Origin of the sequence: Achromobacter veterisilvae, from assembly GCF_037619525.1 — a bacterium.
Taxonomy (GTDB): Bacteria; Pseudomonadota; Gammaproteobacteria; order Burkholderiales; family Burkholderiaceae_B; genus Achromobacter; species Achromobacter veterisilvae.
Genome location: NZ_CP148753.1, coordinates 5,510,736 through 5,528,224, shown reverse-complemented (window position 1 = coordinate 5,528,224; position 17,489 = coordinate 5,510,736). Strand labels below are relative to the sequence as shown.

General features: G+C 66.5%; 14 protein-coding genes and 1 tRNA gene. 10 read left to right on the top strand and 5 right to left on the bottom strand.

Annotation, left to right across the window (positions count from 1 at the left end):
* Positions 1-4 precede the first annotated feature (4 nt).
* Together nosZ and WHX56_RS25620 are read right to left on the bottom strand one after the other, a co-directional pair.
* Positions 5-1,921 (bottom strand): TAT-dependent nitrous-oxide reductase, encoded by a 1,917-nt coding sequence (gene nosZ, locus WHX56_RS25625; protein ID WP_129245232.1) that lies wholly within the window; start codon positions 1,919-1,921, stop codon positions 5-7.
* Between the two features lie 82 nt (positions 1,922-2,003).
* Positions 2,004-4,250: a 4Fe-4S binding protein gene (locus WHX56_RS25620; RefSeq protein WP_338879348.1), complete on the bottom strand. Its 2,247-nt coding sequence runs from the start codon at positions 4,248-4,250 to the stop codon at positions 2,004-2,006.
* A 282-nt stretch (positions 4,251-4,532) separates the two neighbouring features.
* On the opposite strand from WHX56_RS25620, the gene azu reads away from it, so the two are divergent.
* The 3 genes from azu to WHX56_RS25605 all read left to right on the top strand — a co-directional run bounded on the left by azu (position 4,533) and on the right by WHX56_RS25605 (position 7,636).
* Entirely contained in the window at positions 4,533-4,982 is a 450-nt protein-coding gene (gene azu / locus WHX56_RS25615) for an azurin (RefSeq protein ID WP_129245228.1), read from the top strand.
* Positions 4,983-5,170: 188 nt separating this feature from the next.
* Positions 5,171-6,754: a TerC family protein gene (locus tag WHX56_RS25610; RefSeq protein WP_287751972.1), complete on the top strand. Its 1,584-nt coding sequence runs from the start codon at positions 5,171-5,173 to the stop codon at positions 6,752-6,754.
* Between the two features lie 18 nt (positions 6,755-6,772).
* Positions 6,773-7,636 carry an undecaprenyl-diphosphate phosphatase gene (locus WHX56_RS25605; RefSeq protein WP_129245224.1) on the top strand — a complete coding sequence of 288 codons (864 nt, stop codon included), beginning with the start codon at positions 6,773-6,775 and terminating at the stop codon, positions 7,634-7,636.
* Positions 7,637-7,933: 297 nt separating this feature from the next.
* On the opposite strand, the gene WHX56_RS25600 is transcribed toward WHX56_RS25605, so the two are convergent.
* The 3 genes from WHX56_RS25600 to WHX56_RS25590 all read right to left on the bottom strand — a co-directional run bounded on the left by WHX56_RS25600 (position 7,934) and on the right by WHX56_RS25590 (position 10,021).
* Positions 7,934-8,701 (bottom strand): UDP-2,3-diacylglucosamine diphosphatase, encoded by a 768-nt coding sequence (locus WHX56_RS25600; RefSeq protein WP_338879347.1) that lies wholly within the window; start codon positions 8,699-8,701, stop codon positions 7,934-7,936.
* On the bottom strand, positions 8,694-9,203 hold the full coding sequence (locus tag WHX56_RS25595) for a peptidylprolyl isomerase (protein WP_088141682.1): 510 nt from the start codon (positions 9,201-9,203) through the stop codon (positions 8,694-8,696). Before WHX56_RS25595 ends, WHX56_RS25600 begins: the two co-directional genes overlap by 8 nt.
* Before the next feature lie 134 nt (positions 9,204-9,337).
* Positions 9,338-10,021, bottom strand: coding sequence for a tetratricopeptide repeat protein (locus WHX56_RS25590; RefSeq protein ID WP_338879346.1), 684 nt, complete (start codon positions 10,019-10,021; stop codon positions 9,338-9,340).
* Positions 10,022-10,408: 387 nt separating this feature from the next.
* Between WHX56_RS25590 and cysS the strand changes: the two genes are divergently transcribed.
* The 7 genes from cysS to mnmH all read left to right on the top strand — a co-directional run bounded on the left by cysS (position 10,409) and on the right by mnmH (position 17,453).
* Positions 10,409-11,863, top strand: coding sequence for a cysteine--tRNA ligase (cysS, locus tag WHX56_RS25585; protein ID WP_338879345.1), 1,455 nt, complete (start codon positions 10,409-10,411; stop codon positions 11,861-11,863).
* 20 nt (positions 11,864-11,883) lie between these two features.
* A complete protein-coding gene (locus WHX56_RS25580; protein ID WP_129245216.1) occupies positions 11,884-12,528 on the top strand; it encodes a DNA-3-methyladenine glycosylase family protein in 645 nt (214 codons plus the stop codon).
* A 36-nt stretch (positions 12,529-12,564) separates the two neighbouring features.
* A complete protein-coding gene (locus WHX56_RS25575) occupies positions 12,565-13,530 on the top strand; it encodes an acetyl-CoA carboxylase carboxyltransferase subunit alpha (protein ID WP_006225512.1) in 966 nt (321 codons plus the stop codon).
* A gap of 151 nt (positions 13,531-13,681) precedes the next feature.
* The gene (gene tilS / locus WHX56_RS25570; protein ID WP_422393674.1) at positions 13,682-14,656 is read left to right on the top strand and encodes a tRNA lysidine(34) synthetase TilS; all 975 of its coding nucleotides are present in this window, start codon (positions 13,682-13,684) and stop codon (positions 14,654-14,656) included.
* 160 nt (positions 14,657-14,816) lie between these two features.
* Positions 14,817-16,082, top strand: a complete 1,266-nt coding sequence (locus WHX56_RS25565; protein ID WP_129245212.1) for an aspartate kinase — start codon at positions 14,817-14,819, stop codon at positions 16,080-16,082.
* A gap of 86 nt (positions 16,083-16,168) precedes the next feature.
* Positions 16,169-16,261: transfer RNA gene (locus tag WHX56_RS25560), tRNA-Ser, on the top strand.
* Between the two features lie 127 nt (positions 16,262-16,388).
* Entirely contained in the window at positions 16,389-17,453 is a 1,065-nt protein-coding gene (mnmH, locus tag WHX56_RS25555) for a tRNA 2-selenouridine(34) synthase MnmH (RefSeq protein WP_338879343.1), read from the top strand.
* The last annotated feature ends 36 nt before the right edge of the window (positions 17,454-17,489 follow it).

The window sequence follows — 17,489 nt, the reverse complement described above, 5'->3', positions numbered from 1 at the left end:
GACGCTACGCGGCCTTCTTGGGATGGACGATCATCTGGCCGGACATTTCCATGTGCAGCGCGTGGCAGAACCACTGGCAGTAGTACCAGTACACGCCCGGGCGGTCCGCCGTGAACGTGACCGACGACGTGGCCTGGGGTCCGATCTCCATGGCGATGCCGTGGCCTTCGAGGGTGAAGCCGTGCGTCAGGTCCTCGATCACTTCCATGTTCGTCACCACCACGGTGACCTCGTCGCCCTGGTTGACCTCGAACTTCTTGAGGCTGAACATCGGCGCGACCGCCATCATGTACACGTGCACCTTGTTGCCGTCGCGCACGACCTTGGCGGCGTCGTCCAGCGCAACGCCGTCCTTCTTGGCCATCTGGCGGGCGTCTTCCCACATGGGGTCGTCGCGCTTCCAGACGCTCAGGGGATGGACCTTGGAGCGGTGGACCAGGCACATGTCATGCGGCTCGGCGAAGCTCGGGCCGTCGTGCACCAGCTTCATTTCGTCGCCGGAGATGTCGATGAGCTGGTCGTTCTCGGGCTTGAGCGGACCCACGTTCAGGAAACGGTCCTTGGAGAACTTGTTCAGCGATACCAGCCACTTGCCGTCGGCCTCGCGGGTTTCGCCCATCGTGGAGTGGTTGTGGCCGGGCTGGTAGTGCACGTCCAGTTTCTGGATGATCGGGTCGACCTTTTCGCCCTTGTACGCGCGCTTGGCGAGGTCGATGTTCCACTTGACCATCTGGCTGTCGATGAACAGCGTGGTGTAGGCGTTGCCGCGGCCGTCGAACGCCGTGTGCAGCGGGCCCAGGCCCAGTTGCGGTTCGGCCACCACGCAGTCGCGCGGCTTGATCTTGTCGTCGAACAGGTCGTCCAGCGTGCGCACGTCCAGCACCGTCACGGTGGGCGAAAGCTTGCCGTTGAGCACCACGTGGATGCCGTCGGGCGCGGCGTTGCAGCCGTGCGGCGAGTTCGGCACGGGGATGTAGCGGGTGTACTTGGATCCATGGCGCCCGTCGATCACGGGCACGCCGCCCATCATCTTGTAGTCGCCCTTCTTGACGGCTTCTTCGATGCGCTTGAGGTTGAACACGACGACCCAGTCCTGCTCGTTGGCCGACATCTCCTCCACCGTGACGCCCTTCTCGGAGTTGTAGCAGGTGGAGAAGGAGTACTTGCCCTGGTAGTCGGCGTCGCCGTTGTCCAGGTTGCCGTCGACCAGCACCTGCCAGGCGACCTTCATGGTGTCGCCGTCCAGCGCGGTGTAGACGGCGAAGAAGTTCTTCTTGGGATCGTCGAGCACCTTGCCGTCGTTGGGCAGCGGCGAGATGTGCTCGCCGTTGGCGAACACATAGCCGGTGCGCGGATAGCGCTGGGGCCGCAGGCCGTGCACGCCCGACACGTTGGGCAGCTCGGTGATCTTGTCCGTCTTCATCACGTCCAGCCGGATGCGGGCGACGCGGTTGTTGGCCTTGTCGTTGATGAACAGGTAGCGGCCGTCGTAGGTGCGGTCGGTGAAGGACAGGTGGGGATGGTGGGCGTCGCCGTTCAGGAAGACGCCGCCCTTGTCCTTGAGGTATTCGCGGGTTTCGGGGGTGAGGCCCTCGGTCAGGATCTTGCGGCTTTCGTTCGTGCGGCCCCAGCCGGTGGCGCTGCAGTGGTTGAAGACCGGGATGCGGACCAGTTCGCGCATGGACGGCAGGCCCAGCACGCGCACTTCGCCCGATTGGCCGCTGGAGTTGAAGGCATAGTATTCGTCCAGCTCGCCGGGCCCGACGTGGCCCAGGACGCCATTGGCGCCGGCTTTCGCGTCCTTGCCGTGCGCGGCGGGGATATGCGCGCCCGCCACCAGGCCAGCGGCGCCCGTGAAGGCGGCGGTTCCGAGGAAGCTGCGGCGGGTGAGGCCGGCCTTGTCGGGATTCTTGTCGGACATGGATAACTCCTTGGTAGGGACGGCGCCGGGCGCCGTGGTGTAGAAATGGGCCCCCGTGTTCCGGCGGCAAGAAAGGGGTGGATCAGGATTCAGGTTGGGTATTCGGGTTCGGCGCGCGGTGCATGACGACGACCTGTTCGGCCGGTTCCTCCGCTGGCGGGCGGCGCCGCTCGCGCTTGGCCCTTTTCTGGATCAGGTGCGGACATTTCTGGTCATGGTGATAGAGCATCTGGCAATGCAGGCACTGGATGCATTCGTTCGGGTTGATCTCGCCGGTGGGGTCGATGGCCTGCACCGGGCATTCGAGATTGCAGCGTTGACAGGGATTGCCGCAGTCGCGGTAGCGGCGCAGCCAATTGAAGATGCGCAAGCGGGCCGGGATGGCCAGGGCCGCTCCGAGCGGACAGAGGTAGCGGCAGAAGAAGCGCTCCACGAACAGGCCCGCGGCAAGCACCGCCACGGCGAACGCCACGAAGGGCCAGTAGCGGACGAAGCGCAGGATGATCGCCGTCTTGAACGGTTCGATTTCGGAAAGCTGCTCGGCCAGCCCCAGGTCGTACAGCGAGAAGCCGAACAGCAGCAGGAAGATGACGTACTTCAGCGTAGACAGGCGCTGGTTCACGCCATGCCCGATCTTCACCTGGCGCACTCCCAGGCGCCTGGCGGCGCGGTTGGCGAGTTCCTGCAGGGCGCCGAACGGGCACAGCCATCCGCAGAACGCGCCGCGGTTCCAGAACACCATCGAGATCGCCGTGGCGCACCACAGGATGAACACCAGCGGATCCATCAGGAAATATTCCCAGCGGAAGTCGCTGCGCAGCGCCGAGAAGAAGGTCAGCACGTTCACGATGGACAACTGGGCCTGGCCGTACCAGCCGATCCAGAACAGCGCGAACGCCAGGAATGCCAGCCGCAGGCGGTCGTGCAGCAGCGGGCGGCTGGTGAGTTGGTCCTGGAAGAAGAAGATGCCCACCAGCACCAGCAGCGCCACGGTCAGTATCGCCACCTGGCCGGCCTTGCCGCGCCAGATCTGCTTCCACAGCGCGGGCGCGGGGTCGTCGGCCGGGGCGGCCTGCGCCGCCGCCGCGGGATTGCCGGCGGAAGCGGCGGGCGGCTGCGCGCCGTCCGCGGGCCGCGTGTAGGCCCGCGGCAGTTCATAGGTCAGGTCGAAGGTGACGAACGCCTTGTCGTTGACGCTGAGCACGCGCTGCACCATGAGCTGCAGGCGCCAGGGCGCGACGGGGTCGAGCGCGGCGTCGTCGGGCACGACGAACAGCGCGACCTCGCGAAACGCGGGCGCTCCCTGCGCGGCGACGTCGGCCAGGCGCTGGTGGTTGCGGTCCCTGAACCGGAAGCTGCTTTCGTCCTGGATGACTTCGACGCGGTCGAAGATGCCGCCGCGCACGTAGCCCGAACCCTTGAAGGAATAGGCGCCATTGCCCGCCACCAGCACGGCCTGCTGGCCGGGCTTGAGCCTTTCCTTCAGGCGCTGCCATTCCGTGTCGCCCAGCAGGCTGCGGCCGATCGCGGGCACGCTGACGAGCGCGGCGTAAAGGTCGATGAAGGTATCGTCGTCCGACTTGGCTTCGGCGCTGGCCGCGGCGTCGCCCCGGCCGGAGTCCCGGAAGGCCTTGTCGACGTCAGCGGGCGACAGGCGCAGATTGCGCACGGCGCCGGCGTCCAGCAGGGCCTGCCACGATTGGACCGCGTCCTGCGTATCGTCCACGACGCGGGCCGCGGCTGGCGCCGCCTGCTGCGCGGGGGCCGCCGTCTTGTCGATGCCGTAGGCGCGGGCCACGGCGATGGCCGAACGCGTGATGCTGTCGCCGATCACCATCAGCGTGACGGTCGCGCCGCTGATGATGTCCACGGGCGGCGGCGCGCCGTGGCGGGGAGGGGACTCGACGAAATTCAGGCCGACGTAGCCGCCGATGAAGCGGTCCACCTTGGCTTGCGGAATGCCAATGAGCACAATGGGCTCATGGTGTTCGACGAGCTTGGCGCCGACGATGCGCCCGTCGTTCGCCAGGGCCACCAGCACGTCGATGGGCTTGCTGGAGTACCCGCGCGTGTTGACGACGTCGGAGGTGAGATACACCACGCCCACCTGGCGCCCGCCCGCGTAGGCCTTCGCGGCCATCGGCTTGCCGGCCGGAGCGTCGACGCGGTCGGCGCCGGGAAAGAGTTCGCCTATCGGCGTGGCGGCCAGGAAGTCCGGCAGCCGCTGCGCCTGCGCGATGCCGGCGCCCGACGCGCATAGCAGCAGGGCTAGAAATGCCGCCTGGATGAACCGAATGAACCGTAGCCCCGCCGCCGTGCTGCCTTCCATGCTCGAACTCTTCTTGTTTGCAATTGTTTGCAGGCATCCTACGAATATGCCGAAGGGTTCGTATTGCGGTTTGTCAATGGGCGCAATATCGGCGCTTGTATAACGCCAATACCCCTACGAAGCATGGGGATTTCCCGATTTTTCCGCGTCTGAACGGGGCGGCATTGATGTCGGTCAATAGCGCGGGTTGCGCGCCGTCCTAGACTAGTGCGTGGCGGCAGCGACGCAGGCATGTGCCTCGCGCGAGTCGAAGAATGGCCGCCATGTTTACGGAGAGTCTCCATGCTGGCAAAAGCCACCCTAGCCATTGTTCTGTCCGCAGCCAGCCTGCCCGCGCTGGCCGCTCAATGCGAAGCAACCATCGAAAGCAACGACGCCATGCAGTACAACCTGAAGGAAATGGTCGTCGATAAAAGCTGCAAGCAGTTCACCGTGCATCTCAAGCATGTCGGCAAGATGGCCAAGGTCGCCATGGGCCACAACTGGGTGCTCACCAAAGAGGCCGACAAGCAGGGCGTGGCCACGGACGGCATGGGCGCCGGCCTGGCGCAGGATTACGTGAAGGCGGGCGATGCGCGCGTCATCGCGCACACCAAGGTCATCGGCGGCGGCGAGTCGGATTCGGTGACGCTCGACGTATCCAAGCTGACCCCGGGCGAAGCCTATGCGTACTTCTGCTCGTTCCCCGGCCACTGGGCCATGATGAAGGGCACGCTCAAGCTGAGCGACTGATCGGTCCCCGCAAGCGGACGCCGGCCCTGGGCCGGTTTTTTTTTGCCCTGGGGGCGGTCCAGGGCGAAAAAAGCCCTGGTTCCAACGGGCTAAACCGCCCGCGCATCGGGCGTACGGAGGGGCCCGTCACCGGCGTGTCACGGATTTTCCATGTACGATTACCGGTCGTGTAACTTCTGGAGCTCCTGATGGAGTGGCTGCTGGACCCCACCGCGTGGGTCGGCTTGCTTACCCTGGTCGTCCTTGAGATCGTCCTGGGAATCGATAACCTGATTTTCATCGCCATCCTGGCGGACAAGCTGCCCCCTGCGCAACGCGACCGCGCGCGCATCATGGGCCTGAGCCTGGCGCTCATCATGCGCCTGGGCCTCTTGTCGGTCATGTCATGGCTGGTCACGCTGACCTCCCCCCTGTTTTCCATCGGTCCGTTCTCATTCTCGGGGCGCGACCTGATCCTGATGATCGGCGGCCTGTTCCTGCTGTTCAAGGGCACCATGGAACTGCATGAGCGCCTCGAGGGCTCCCAGCACGGCGGCTCCTCGGGGCCGCGCGTCTATGCCAGCTTCTGGGTGATCGTGACGCAGATCGTGGTGCTGGACGCGGTGTTCTCGCTGGATTCGGTCATCACGGCCGTGGGCATGGTGGACCACCTGGCCATCATGATGATCGCGGTCGTCATCGCGATCGGCATCATGCTGCTGGCGTCCAAGCCGCTGACGCGCTTCGTCAACGCCCATCCGACGGTGGTGGTGCTGTGCCTGGGCTTCCTGCTGATGATCGGTTTTTCGCTGCTGGCGGAAGCGTTCGGCTTCAAGGTGCCCAAGGGCTACCTGTACGCGGCGATCGGCTTTTCGGTGGCCATCGAGGCCCTCAACCAGGTGGCGCGCCGCAATCTGCTCAAGCTGGACGCGCGCCGCCCCATGCGCGAACGCACGGCCTCGGCCGTCCTGCGCATGCTGGGCAAGCGCCCGCCGGCCGACGAACCCGACCTGCCCAGCGCCGACGGCCCGGCCATTCCGGCGTTCGGGGTCGAGGAGCGCAATATGGTCAGCGGCGTGCTGACGCTGGCCGAGCGTTCCATCCGGTCCATCATGACGCCCCGCACGGACGTTTCCTGGATCAACATCGACGACGACCCGGAAACCATTCGCCGCCAGTTGACCGAGGCGCCGCACAGCTTCTTCCCCGTCTGCCGGGGCTCGCTGGACGAAGTGCTGGGCATCGCCCGCGCCAAGGACCTGGTGGCCGACCTGATCACCGAGGGCCGGGTGCGCCGCAACCGCCTGCGCGACCCCATCATCGTGCACGAGGCCATCGGCATCCTGCGCCTGATGGACACGCTCAAGCGCTCGCGCGGCCAACTGGTGCTGGTGGCCGACGAATTCGGCGCGATCGAGGGGCTGGTGACCCCCATCGACGTTTTCGAGGCGATCGCCGGCGAGTTCCCCGACGAGGACGAACTGCCCGACATCGTCGCGGACGGCGACAACACCTGGAAAATCGACGGCGCCGCCGACCTGCACCACGTCGAGCAGGTGCTCGAGACCGAGGGGCTGGTCGACGAAGCCCAGGACTTCTCCACCCTGGCGGGCTACCTGCTGTCGCGTTTCGGGCATCTGCCCAAGCCGGGCGACGTCTGCGAATACGAAATCCATCACGACCATTTCCGCTTCGAAGTCCTGGAAATGGACGGCCGCCGCATCGCCCTGGTGCGCGTGGAGAAGCGGCCCCAAGAGCTGCATGCCGACGACGCCTCCCTTGCCAACGACTAACTGGACCGACTCCGCATCGTGACCGAAAACGCGCTATACCTGATCAAAGCTTTCGTCCTGGGCGTCATCGAGGGCCTGACGGAGTTCATCCCCGTGTCCAGCACCGGCCACCTGATCCTGGTGGGCGACTGGATGAATTTCCAGTCCAGCCAGGGCAAGGTCTTCGAGGTCGTGATCCAGTTGGGCTCCATCCTGGCGGTGATGTGGGTTTTCCGCGCGCGCCTGCTGCGGCTGGTCCGCGGCACCTTCACGGGCGTGCCCAGCGAGATGGCCTTCACCCGCAACCTGATCATCGCCTTCCTGCCGGCGGCCGTCATCGGGGCGATTTTCATCAAGTCCATCAAGAGCATCTTCTACCATCCCGGCGTGGTGGTCGTGACGCTGGTGCTGGGCGGCCTCATCATGCTGTACGTCGAGCGCAAGACCCACCACACGCCGGGCGACCAGCCGGGCGCGGCCGACGACACGGCTTCCGACGAACGCGCCACGGCCCGCACGCTGGAACAGATTTCCTGGAAGCAGGCGCTGGGCGTGGGCGTGGCGCAATGCCTGGCCATGATCCCGGGCACCTCGCGTTCGGGGGCGACCATCATCGGCGGCATGATCGCCGGCATCCAGCGCAAGACGGCGACGGAGTTCTCGTTCTTCCTCGCCATGCCGACGATGCTGGGCGCGGCCGTCTACGACATGTACAAGAACATCGACCTGCTCACCCAGCAGGACCTGTCGGGCATCGCGGTCGGCTTCATCGCCGCCTTCCTGAGCGCCATGGTGGTGGTGCGCGCCGTGCTGCGCTTCGTCGCCAACCACACGTACCGCGTCTTCGCCTGGTACCGGATCGTTTTCGGAGCGGTGGTCGCGGCCTGGGTCTTCACCCGCTGAGGGCTTCGCGAGATGGGAGGCCCTTGTAGGATGGGTGGAGCGCGGCAGTTCCTAGGCAAGAACCTCGGTGCTCAGCGCGCGAAACCCATGCGGCCGTGGGCAGACTGTTTTTTTGACCGTTGCGGGGCACTGTCTGCCTATGCAGGTGTCTGACACCCCTGAAACGCTGGTGCAAGCCGAAGGTTGTCTCTTCGGGTGTCAGACACCCCGGGGAAAAAACAGTCTGCCCACGGCCGCATGGGTTTCGCGCGCTGGAGGGCGGTGTTCTAGCTTAAGAACTCTCGCGCTCCACCCATCCTACGCTTCCAGATCGTAGAACTGAAGACCGTCGCGGTCGATGACCAGCCAGCCGCCGCGCGGCGGGGTGACGTGGTCGCAGTCCCAGTCGGGCAGCACCCAGCGTTCGCGCTTCTTGCCGTCGACCTCCAGCACGTGGCGGGCGGGACGGTGCGTATGGCCGTGCACCAGGACGCGCACGCCGGTGTCGCGGAAGATCCCTTCGACGGCGCCGGCGTTGACGTCCATGATCTCCATGGACTTCGTCTGGTTGGCGGCCTGGCTTTCGCCGCGGGCCTGTTGCGCCATCGCCAGCCGCTCCGGGATGGTCTTGGCCAGGAACTCCGCCTGCCACTGGGGGTTGCGGACCATCTGGCGGAACTGCTGGTAGGCGGCGTCGTCCGTACAGAATTCGTCGCCGTGGGTCAGCAGGACCGGACCGAAATCCGTTTCCAGCAGCGCCGGCTCGGGCAGCAGCCGCGCGCCCAGCGCCTTGGCGAGTTCTTCGCCGATGAGGAAATCGCGGTTGCCGCGGCCGAGCCACACGGGGATGCGCGCGGCGGTGTCCCGCAGCGCCGTCAGCGCCGTGGCAAGCCACGGCGGCGCGGCGCGGATCACGTCGTCGCCGATCCAGGCATCGAAGATGTCGCCCGGCAGCAGCAGGGCGGCGGCTTCTTCGCGCGCCGCCTGCAGAAAGCCCAGGAAGGCCTCCGAAGTGGCCGGCGTGCCCGGCCCCAAATGCAGGTCGGACGCCAGCCAGATGGGACCGGGCAGACTGATCTTATTCAAGAACTTCGGCCTTCTCGATGATCACGTCCTCGTTGGGGACGTTCTGGTGAAAGCCCTTGTTGCCGGTCTTCACGCCCTTGATCTTGTCGACCACGTCCGTGCCTTCGGTCACGGTGCCGAACACGGCGTAGCCCCAGCCGTTGGGGGTCGGGGCGGTGAAGTTCAGGAAGTCGTTGTTGGACACGTTGATGAAGAACTGCGCCGTGGCCGAGTGCGGGTCGCTGGTGCGGGCCATCGCCAGGGTGTACTTGTCGTTCTTCAGGCCGTTGTTGGCTTCGTTCTCGATGGGGGCATGGGTCTGTTTCTGTTTCATGCCGGGTTCGAAACCGCCGCCCTGGACCATGAAGCCATCGATCACGCGGTGGAACACCGTGCCGTTGTAGAAGCCTTCCTTGACGTAGGTCAGGAAATTCTCGACGGTCTTGGGCGCCTTGGCGGCGTCCAGGGTGATGACCATGTCGCCTTGGTTCGTTTGAAGCTTGACGCGGGGATTGGTGCTCATGGCTTTTGTGCCTTCAGAGGTGGAGGTGGAGGAATCGGCCGCCGGGGCGGCGCTGACGAGCGCCGGCGCGAATGCGGCCAGCGCGAACGAGCACGCCGTCAGGCGCAGCAGGTGGAGAGGAGAAAAGCGGGACATCATTTGCCTTGTTTATCCTTCAACATGGTTTCGACTTCGCGGGCTTTGTCGTGCATGCCCGGCACGCCGTCGCTGGCGGCCTTCTTGTAGGTGCGCAGGGCCTGCAGGAGCTGCAGGTCGCCCAGGTTGGCGCGCGCGGCGGCGTAGCCCGGGTCGGCGCGCAAGGCCATTTGCAGGGAATCCTGCGCCTTTTCGAGTTCGCCGCGACCTGCATATAGAGCCGCCAGATTGTTCCAGGGTTCCGGAAGTTCCGGGTAACGGGTGGTCATCTCGGTGTAGACGTCGATGGCTTCGTTCGTGCGGTGCAGGGCGGCCAGCGCCCGCGCGTGTTGGAACATCAGTTGCACGTCGGTGCCCCGCTGGCCCAGGGTTTCCGCCTGGCGCTTTTCGATCAGCGCGAGCGCCTCTTCGTTGTCGCCGCGGTTCAGCAGGCGCTCGATGTACGTCGTGATCTGCGAGGGCGAGGGCGCCAGCCGCGTGTCGACGCCGGGCTTGACGGCTTCCAGCAGATTGGCCAGGCCTTCCCAGCCGCCTTCGGGCGGGATGGGATCCAGGGTGGTGCGGCTGGCGTTGGGGTTCTCCCCCGCGCCGCCGGCCATGGACTGGGCCAGAGAGGCTCCAATCGGCGCGCTCGCCAGGGCCAGGGCGAGCAGGGCGACGCGAAAGCGCGGCTTGATAGTCACGTGGTCATCCGTTAAAAGTCATGGCGGGTCATCGCTTACGCGCGCGACCGGGCCGCTTGCTATACTTGACGACCACCATTTTAGCCCCGGTTGGGTTTTGGCTCGACATCAGGCAAGAGGTCCGGCGGTATTGTCGGCGGTATTGGCGAGAAAATCGACGAAGCAATCGACAATGCCGCCAGGAACACAGTCCCGGAAATGGCCGCGCCATGACTCGATGGATAGTAGGGTAATGGCGGGGGGCAGGGGCAAGGGTCGGGGGCCCTGGGCAGGGGTTTGATGCGGGATCGCAATCCGACCCCGGCGGCACGCGCCGAAGGCATTTTCCTTCGGCGGCAACTTTCCGCAACCGCCACGGAAAATTTAGACGAAGCCGAATAGAGCGCCATGCTGCAAATCTACAACACGTTGTCGCGTACCAAAGAACCGTTCAAGCCGGCCCAGGCTGGGCAGGTGCGCATGTACGTGTGCGGCATGACCGTCTACGACTTCTGCCATCTGGGCCATGCCCGCATGCTGGTGTCCTTCGACGTGGTGCAGCGCTGGCTGCGCGCGAGCGGCCTGGCGGTCGACTACGTGCGCAACATCACCGACATCGACGACAAGATCATCCGCCGCGCCGTCGAGACCGGCCGCCGCATCGGCGAAGTCACCGAGTTCTACATCGAGGCCATGCACGCCGACGAGCGGGCGCTGGGCGTCGAGGCGCCGGACCGCGAGCCCCGCGCGACCCAGTACGTGGGCGAGATGCTGGACATCATCGGCAAGCTGGAGCGGAACGGCCTGGCCTACCAGGCCGACGACGGCGACGTGAACTACGCCGTCCGCGGCTTTCCCGGCTACGGCAAGCTCTCCGGCAAGACGCTGGACGACCTGCGCGCCGGCGAGCGCGTCGCCGTGGGCTCGGCCAAGCGCGACCCGCTGGACTTCGTGCTCTGGAAGTCCGCCAAGGCCGAGGAACCCGCCGACACCAAATGGGAATCGCCCTACGGCCTGGGCCGCCCGGGCTGGCACATCGAGTGCTCGGCCATGAGCAAGGCCCTCCTGGGGCTGCCGCTGGACATCCACGGCGGCGGTCCGGACCTGAAATTCCCGCACCACGAAAATGAAATCGCCCAGACCGAAGGCGCCTTCGGCGGCGCGCTGGCCAACATCTGGATGCATTGCGGCCCGCTCATGGTCGACTCGGACAAGATGTCCAAGTCGCTGGGCAATTTCCGCACCATCCGCCAGACCGTCGCGCTCGACGAGCCGGCCGCCGACCAGGCCGCCTACCGCGTCAATCCGCGCGAAGCGGAAATGGTGCGCTTCTTCATTGTGCGCAACCACTACCGCAGCCCGCAGAACTACACGCCCGACAACCTGATCGACGCGCAGAACGCGCTCGACCGCCTGTACCAGGCGCTGCAGAACGTGCCCGCCGACAGCCAGGGCATCGACTGGAACGAGCCCCAGGCCCAGGCCTTCAAGGCGGCCATGGACGACGACTTCAATAGTTCGGGCGCCGTGGCGGCGCTGTTCGAGCTGGCCTCCGAGGCCAACCGCGGCAAGAGCGCGCGCAGCGCCGGCCAGATGAAGGCGCTGGCGGCCCTGCTGGGCCTGCTGCAGCAGGATCCTGCGGCCTATTTCCAGTCGCCCACCCGCTATTCGGCGGCCGCGATGGAGCAGGGCGAGCGCCGCGCGCTGGACCCCGAGGCCATCCAGTCCCTGATCGACGCGCGCGCCGCCGCCAAGGCCGCCCGCGACTTCTCCGAAGCCGATCGCATCCGCGCGGAACTGCGCGAGGCCGGCATTGAGCTGGACGACAAACCGGGTGGCCTGACGCAATGGCGTCGCGCTTGAGCCCCCAGGATACGCCCGCCATGCCTACCGCCGACCTCGAGATTCCCAAGCCTGAGTATTGGGAAGCCGCCGTAGCCCACCTGATGCGGCGCGACCGCATCCTGAAGAAGATCATCCCCCAGCACCCGGAGGTCTGGCTGACTTCGCGCGGCACGCCTTTCGTGACGCTGGCGCGGGCGATCGTCGGGCAACAGATCTCTTCCAAGGCGGCCGACGCCGTCTGGACCAAGTTCATCGACGCCGTGGGCAAGCGCCCCACGCCCGTCGCCGTGCTGCGCGTCGGCGTCGACGGCCTGCGCGCGGCGGGCCTGTCCCAGCGCAAGGCCGAATACGTGCTGGATCTTGCCGTGCATTTCGGCGAACGGCGGGTCCACCCCGAGAAGTGGGCGGCGATGGACGACGAAGCCGTCATTTCCGAGCTGGTCGCCATCCGGGGCATCGGGCGCTGGACGGCGGAGATGTTTTTGATTTTCAATCTGCAGCGGCCTGACGTTCTGCCGCTGGATGATCTTGGGTTGCTCAAGGCAATCTCGCTACACTATTTCAGCGGCGAGCCTGTCTCTCGCTTCGAGGCCCGCGAGGTCTCGCTGGCGTGGCAACCCTGGCGTACCGTGGCGACCTGGTATCTGTGGCGCAGTCTGGAACCGACTCCGGTCCAGTACTGACGCACGCCAGGCAGCCCATCTACGGAACCACACTACATGCGCAATACATTTCTGGAATTTGAACAACCGCTCGCCGAGCTTGAGAACAAGATCGAGCAGCTGCGCTACGTGCAGGCCGATTCGGCGGTGGACATCTCCGACGAGATCGGACGTCTGCAGCAGAAGAGCCAGACCTTGGCCAAGGAGATCTACGCCAAGCTCACGCCCTGGCAGACGGCCCTGGTCGCCCGCCACCCCCAGCGTCCCTATACGCTGGACTACGTGCGCGAAATGTTCACCGACTTCCACGAACTGCACGGCGACCGCATGTACGCCGACGACCAGTCCATCATCGGCGGCCTGGCGCGCTTCAACGGCACGCCCTGCATGGTCATCGGCCACCAGAAGGGCCGCGACACCAAGGAACGCGCCGCCCGCAATTTCGGCATGCCGCGTCCCGAGGGCTACCGCAAGGCGCTGCGCCTGATGCGCCTGGCCGAAAAGTTCGGCATCCCCGTGTTCACCTTCGTGGACACCCCGGGCGCCTACCCCGGCATCGGCGCCGAAGAGCGCGGCCAGTCCGAGGCCATCGGCCACAACCTGTACGCCATGGCCGAACTGAAGGTGCCGGTGATCTGCACGATCATCGGCGAAGGCGGCTCGGGCGGCGCCCTGGCCATCGCCGTCGGCAATGCCGTGCTGATGCTGCAATACGCCACCTACGCCGTGATCTCGCCGGAAGGCTGCGCGTCCATCCTGTGGCGCAGCGCCGACAAGGCCCCGGACGCCGCCGAGGCGCTGGCCATCATCGCTCCCCGCCTGAAAGACCTGGGCCTGGTGGACCGCGTGGTCAACGAGCCGGTGGGCGGCGCCCATCGCGATCCCCGCGTCATGGCCCGCCTGCTGCGCCGCGCACTGGGCGACGCCTTGCGCCAGCTCCAGGGCATGACGCCCGAACAGCTCGTGGAACAGCGCGTCCAGCGCCTGCTGTCCTACGGCGCCTACCAGGAAGTGCGCGCCTGAAGCGGCCCCAGGCGCCGGCCCCGAGCCGGCGTCGCGGCCACGCGCCACGCGCCCTCCCATCATGACCGCCCGCCAAACGCCCGACGCCACTCATCGGGACGAGGCGGGCGCGGTCCATCCGCTCCCCTTGTCTTCCGATCTTGCCGCGGCCTTGCGCCGCGCGCTGCTGGCGCTGCCCGAGCGTCCCGCGCGCATCGCCGTGGCGGTGAGCGGCGGGGCGGATTCGGCCATGCTCGCCGTGCACGCGGCCGCCGTGGCGCCCGAGCTTGGCATCGGCGTCGCGCTCTTCCACGTGCATCACGGCCTGCAGGCCGACGCGGACGAATGGGGGCGGCAGGTGGACGCGCTGGCGGCCCTTCTGGGGCTGCCGCTGTCGGAAGCCCGCGTCGAGGTCGAGCTGGCGACGGGCAAGGGCATCGAAGCCGCCGCGCGCGACGCCCGCTACGCCGCGCTGGCGCAACTGGCGCATGCGCAGGGAACGACCCACGTGCTGCTGGCGCATCATCGCAACGACCAGGCGGAAACCGTGCTCCTGCGCTTGCTGCGCGGCACGGGGCTCGCGGGCATGGCGGCCATGGCGCCCGTTTCGCGGCGCGATGGCGTGGTCTATGTGCGCCCCTGGCTGGAACTCGATCGCGAAACGATCCTGCGGGCGGCGGACGCGGTCCGGGACGCCAGCGGCTGGCGGCCGGTGCAGGATCCCACCAATGCGGACCCCCGCTACACGCGGGCGGCCCTGCGCGAATTGCTGGCGCCGGTGCTGGACGCCCGCTGGCCGGGATGGCGGGCCATCGTCGCCCGGCATGCGCGCCACATGGCGCAGGCGGCCGAAATCCTGGACGAGGTGGCGCGGGAGGATTTCGCGGCGCTCGATCCCGGCGCGGACGGGGCCAGCTTTTCGCTGCAAGCGTGGCGCGGCCTGTCCGAGGCGCGGCAGGCGCACGTCCTGCGGCATTGGCTGGAGCGCAACGGCGCGCGCATGCCCACCGACGCCCGCATGCGGGACCTGCTGCGCCAACTGCGCGGACTGCACAGCCTGGGCCACGACCGCCAACTGCGGGTGGAGCAGGCCGGCCACGTCATCCGCTGCCACCGGGGCAGGGTCTGGGTGGAGCCCAGGGGGTAGCGTATCGTGGCGGGTCCGTCGCGGAATTTCCGCGAATAAGTGCGCCGATAACCGCAGTATGGACAGAAATTCGCGCAAACTGCGCAAAATTTTACCGTCGCGCTAGAATATACGGCTTTGCCCGTCAACCTTTGCGGCGGGTTCCCAGCCAGAGTACGAGATGTCCCTGATCGTTCACAAATATGGCGGTACTTCGATGGGCTCGGTCGAGCGCATCAAGAACGTGGCGCGCCGCGTCGCGAAGTGGCACGCCGCCGGCCACCAGGTTGTCGTTGTCCCGTCGGCGATGGCGGGCGAAACCAATCGCCTGCTGGGCCTGGCGCGCGAGATTTCGCCGCAGCCCGACGCCCGCGAGCTCGACATGATCGCCGCCACCGGCGAACAGGCCAGCAGCGGGCTGTTGGCCATTGCCCTGCAGGCCGAAGGCGTGCCGGCGCGCAGCTATGCCGGTTGGCAAGTGCCCGTGCGCACGGATTCGTCCTTCACGAAAGCCCGCATCAGCTCCATCGAAGACGCCCGCATCCGCGGCGACCTGGACGCCGGCCGCGTGGTCATCGTCACGGGCTTCCAGGGCATCGATCCCGAGGGCCACATCACCACGCTGGGCCGCGGCGGTTCCGATACCTCGGCCGTGGCCGTGGCGGCCGCCATCAAGGCCGACGAATGCCTGATCTACACCGACGTGGACGGCGTCTACACGACCGATCCGCGCGTGGTGCCCGAAGCGCGCCGCATGGCCGTCGTTTCCTTCGAGGAAATGCTGGAAATGGCGTCGCTGGGCTCCAAGGTCCTGCAGATCCGCTCGGTCGAATTCGCCGGCAAATACCGTGTGCCGGTCCGGGTCCTGTCCTCGCTGACCGACCCGCTTATCCCGCTCGAAGAAGAAATGGTCTCGGGCACGCTGATTACTTTTGAGGAAGACGAAAAAATGGAAGCCGCCGTTGTCTCCGGCATCGCCTTCAGCCGCGACGAAGCCAAAATCACCCTGTTGGCCGTTCCGGACAAGCCCGGTATCGCCTTCTCCATCCTGGGTCCGGTCGCCGCCGCCAACATCGACGTCGACATGATCGTGCAGAACCAGTCCGTGGCCGGCACGACGGACTTCTCGTTCACCGTGAACCGCAACGAGTTCGCGCGCGCCGTGGACCTGCTCAAGCGCGAAGTCATCCCCGCCGTGGGCGCGCGTGAATTGTCCACCGACGAGAAGGTCGCCAAGGTCTCCATCGTCGGCATCGGCATGCGCTCGCACGTGGGCGTGGCCAGCCTGATGTTCCAGACGCTGTCGCAGGAAGGCATCAACATCCAGATGATCAGCACCAGCGAAATCAAGACCTCGGTGATCATCGACGACAAGTACATGGAACTGGGCGTGCGCGCGCTGCACAAGGCCTTCGGTCTGGACCAGGCGCCCGCCGAGAAGGCCTGATCAGGGATTCGGCACGATTTTTTTGCGATGAGGGCCCGCCGGGCGGGCAAGAGCGAAAAAAGTCGTGCTAGAATCTCGTTCTCTTCGGAGATGTGCCCGAGAGGCTGAAGGGGCTCCCCTGCTAAGGGAGTATGTGGCTAAAAACTGCATCGTGGGTTCGAATCCCACCATCTCCGCCAGATTTTCTCCGAGTTGGCTCCGGCCGGCATCGGGGATAAAGAACCCGCAATCGTGAAAGCGATTGCGGGTTTTTTCATGGCCCGGCCGCATGAGAGAATTCCGCTTTCCCTTCTTCGCGCCGCTCCCTTGAAACACCTGCTCGCCACGCTCGACCGGCTGGACGATTTCGATGAAGTCATCGACGTGCGCACGCCGCTCGAATTCGCCGACGATCATGTCCCCGGCGCGATCAACGCGCCGGTGCTGAGCAACGAAGAGCGCGTCGTGGTCGGCACGCTGTACCGGCAGGTCTCGCCGCTCGAGGCCTCGCGGGTCGGCGCCGCGCTGGTGGCGCGCAATATCGCCGCGCATCTGGACACCACCTTCGCGGACCGGCGCCAGGGCTGGCGGCCGCTGATCTATTGCTGGCGCGGCGGCATGCGCTCCGGCTCCATGACGACCATGTTCAACATGATCGGCTGGCGCGCGCGGCAGCTCGACGGCGGCTACAAGACCTATCGCAGCTCGACATTGGAGGCGCTGGACCGCTTGCCCGCGGCCCTGCGCTACATCGTGCTGGCCGGGCCCACCGGCAGCGGCAAGACGCGCCTGCTGAACGCCCTGGCCCAGGCCGGCGCGCAGACGCTGGACCTGGAGCGCCTGGCCTCGCACCGCGGCTCGCTGCTCGGGGCCTGGGCCGGCGTGCCCCAGCCCTCGCAAAAAGGCTTCGATACGCTGCTGGCGCAGGACTTGCGCGCGTTCGATCCGTCGCGGCCGGTATTCGTCGAGGCCGAGAGCCGCAAGATCGGCGCGGTCGCCTTGCCGGCGGCACTCCTGGCCGCCATGCACGCGAGCCCCTGCATCGAGGTCAGGTCCACCCGCGAGGATCGCGCCGCCTTCCTGCTGCAGGACTACGCGCGGCTGTTCGACGATCCGGAATCCCTCAAGGCGCAGTTGCGGCGCATGATCGGCCTGCACAGCCGCGAGCGGGTGGGCGGCTGGCAGGCCCTGGTCGACCAGGGCCTGCGCGTCGAACTGGCTCGCGAACTGATAGACTGGCACTACGACCCGGCCTACGCCCGCAGTTGCCACGCGCATTTCGCGCAGTTGCCGCAAGCGCTGCGCCTGGACTTTCGGCCGAACGACGCGGACGTCGTCGAACAGGCCCGCGCGTTGCTGGCCGGGCTGGAAGCGGCGCGCGCCGCTTCCTGAGCTGCGCCCGCATTGGCAAGGTGTCAATGCGCTTCG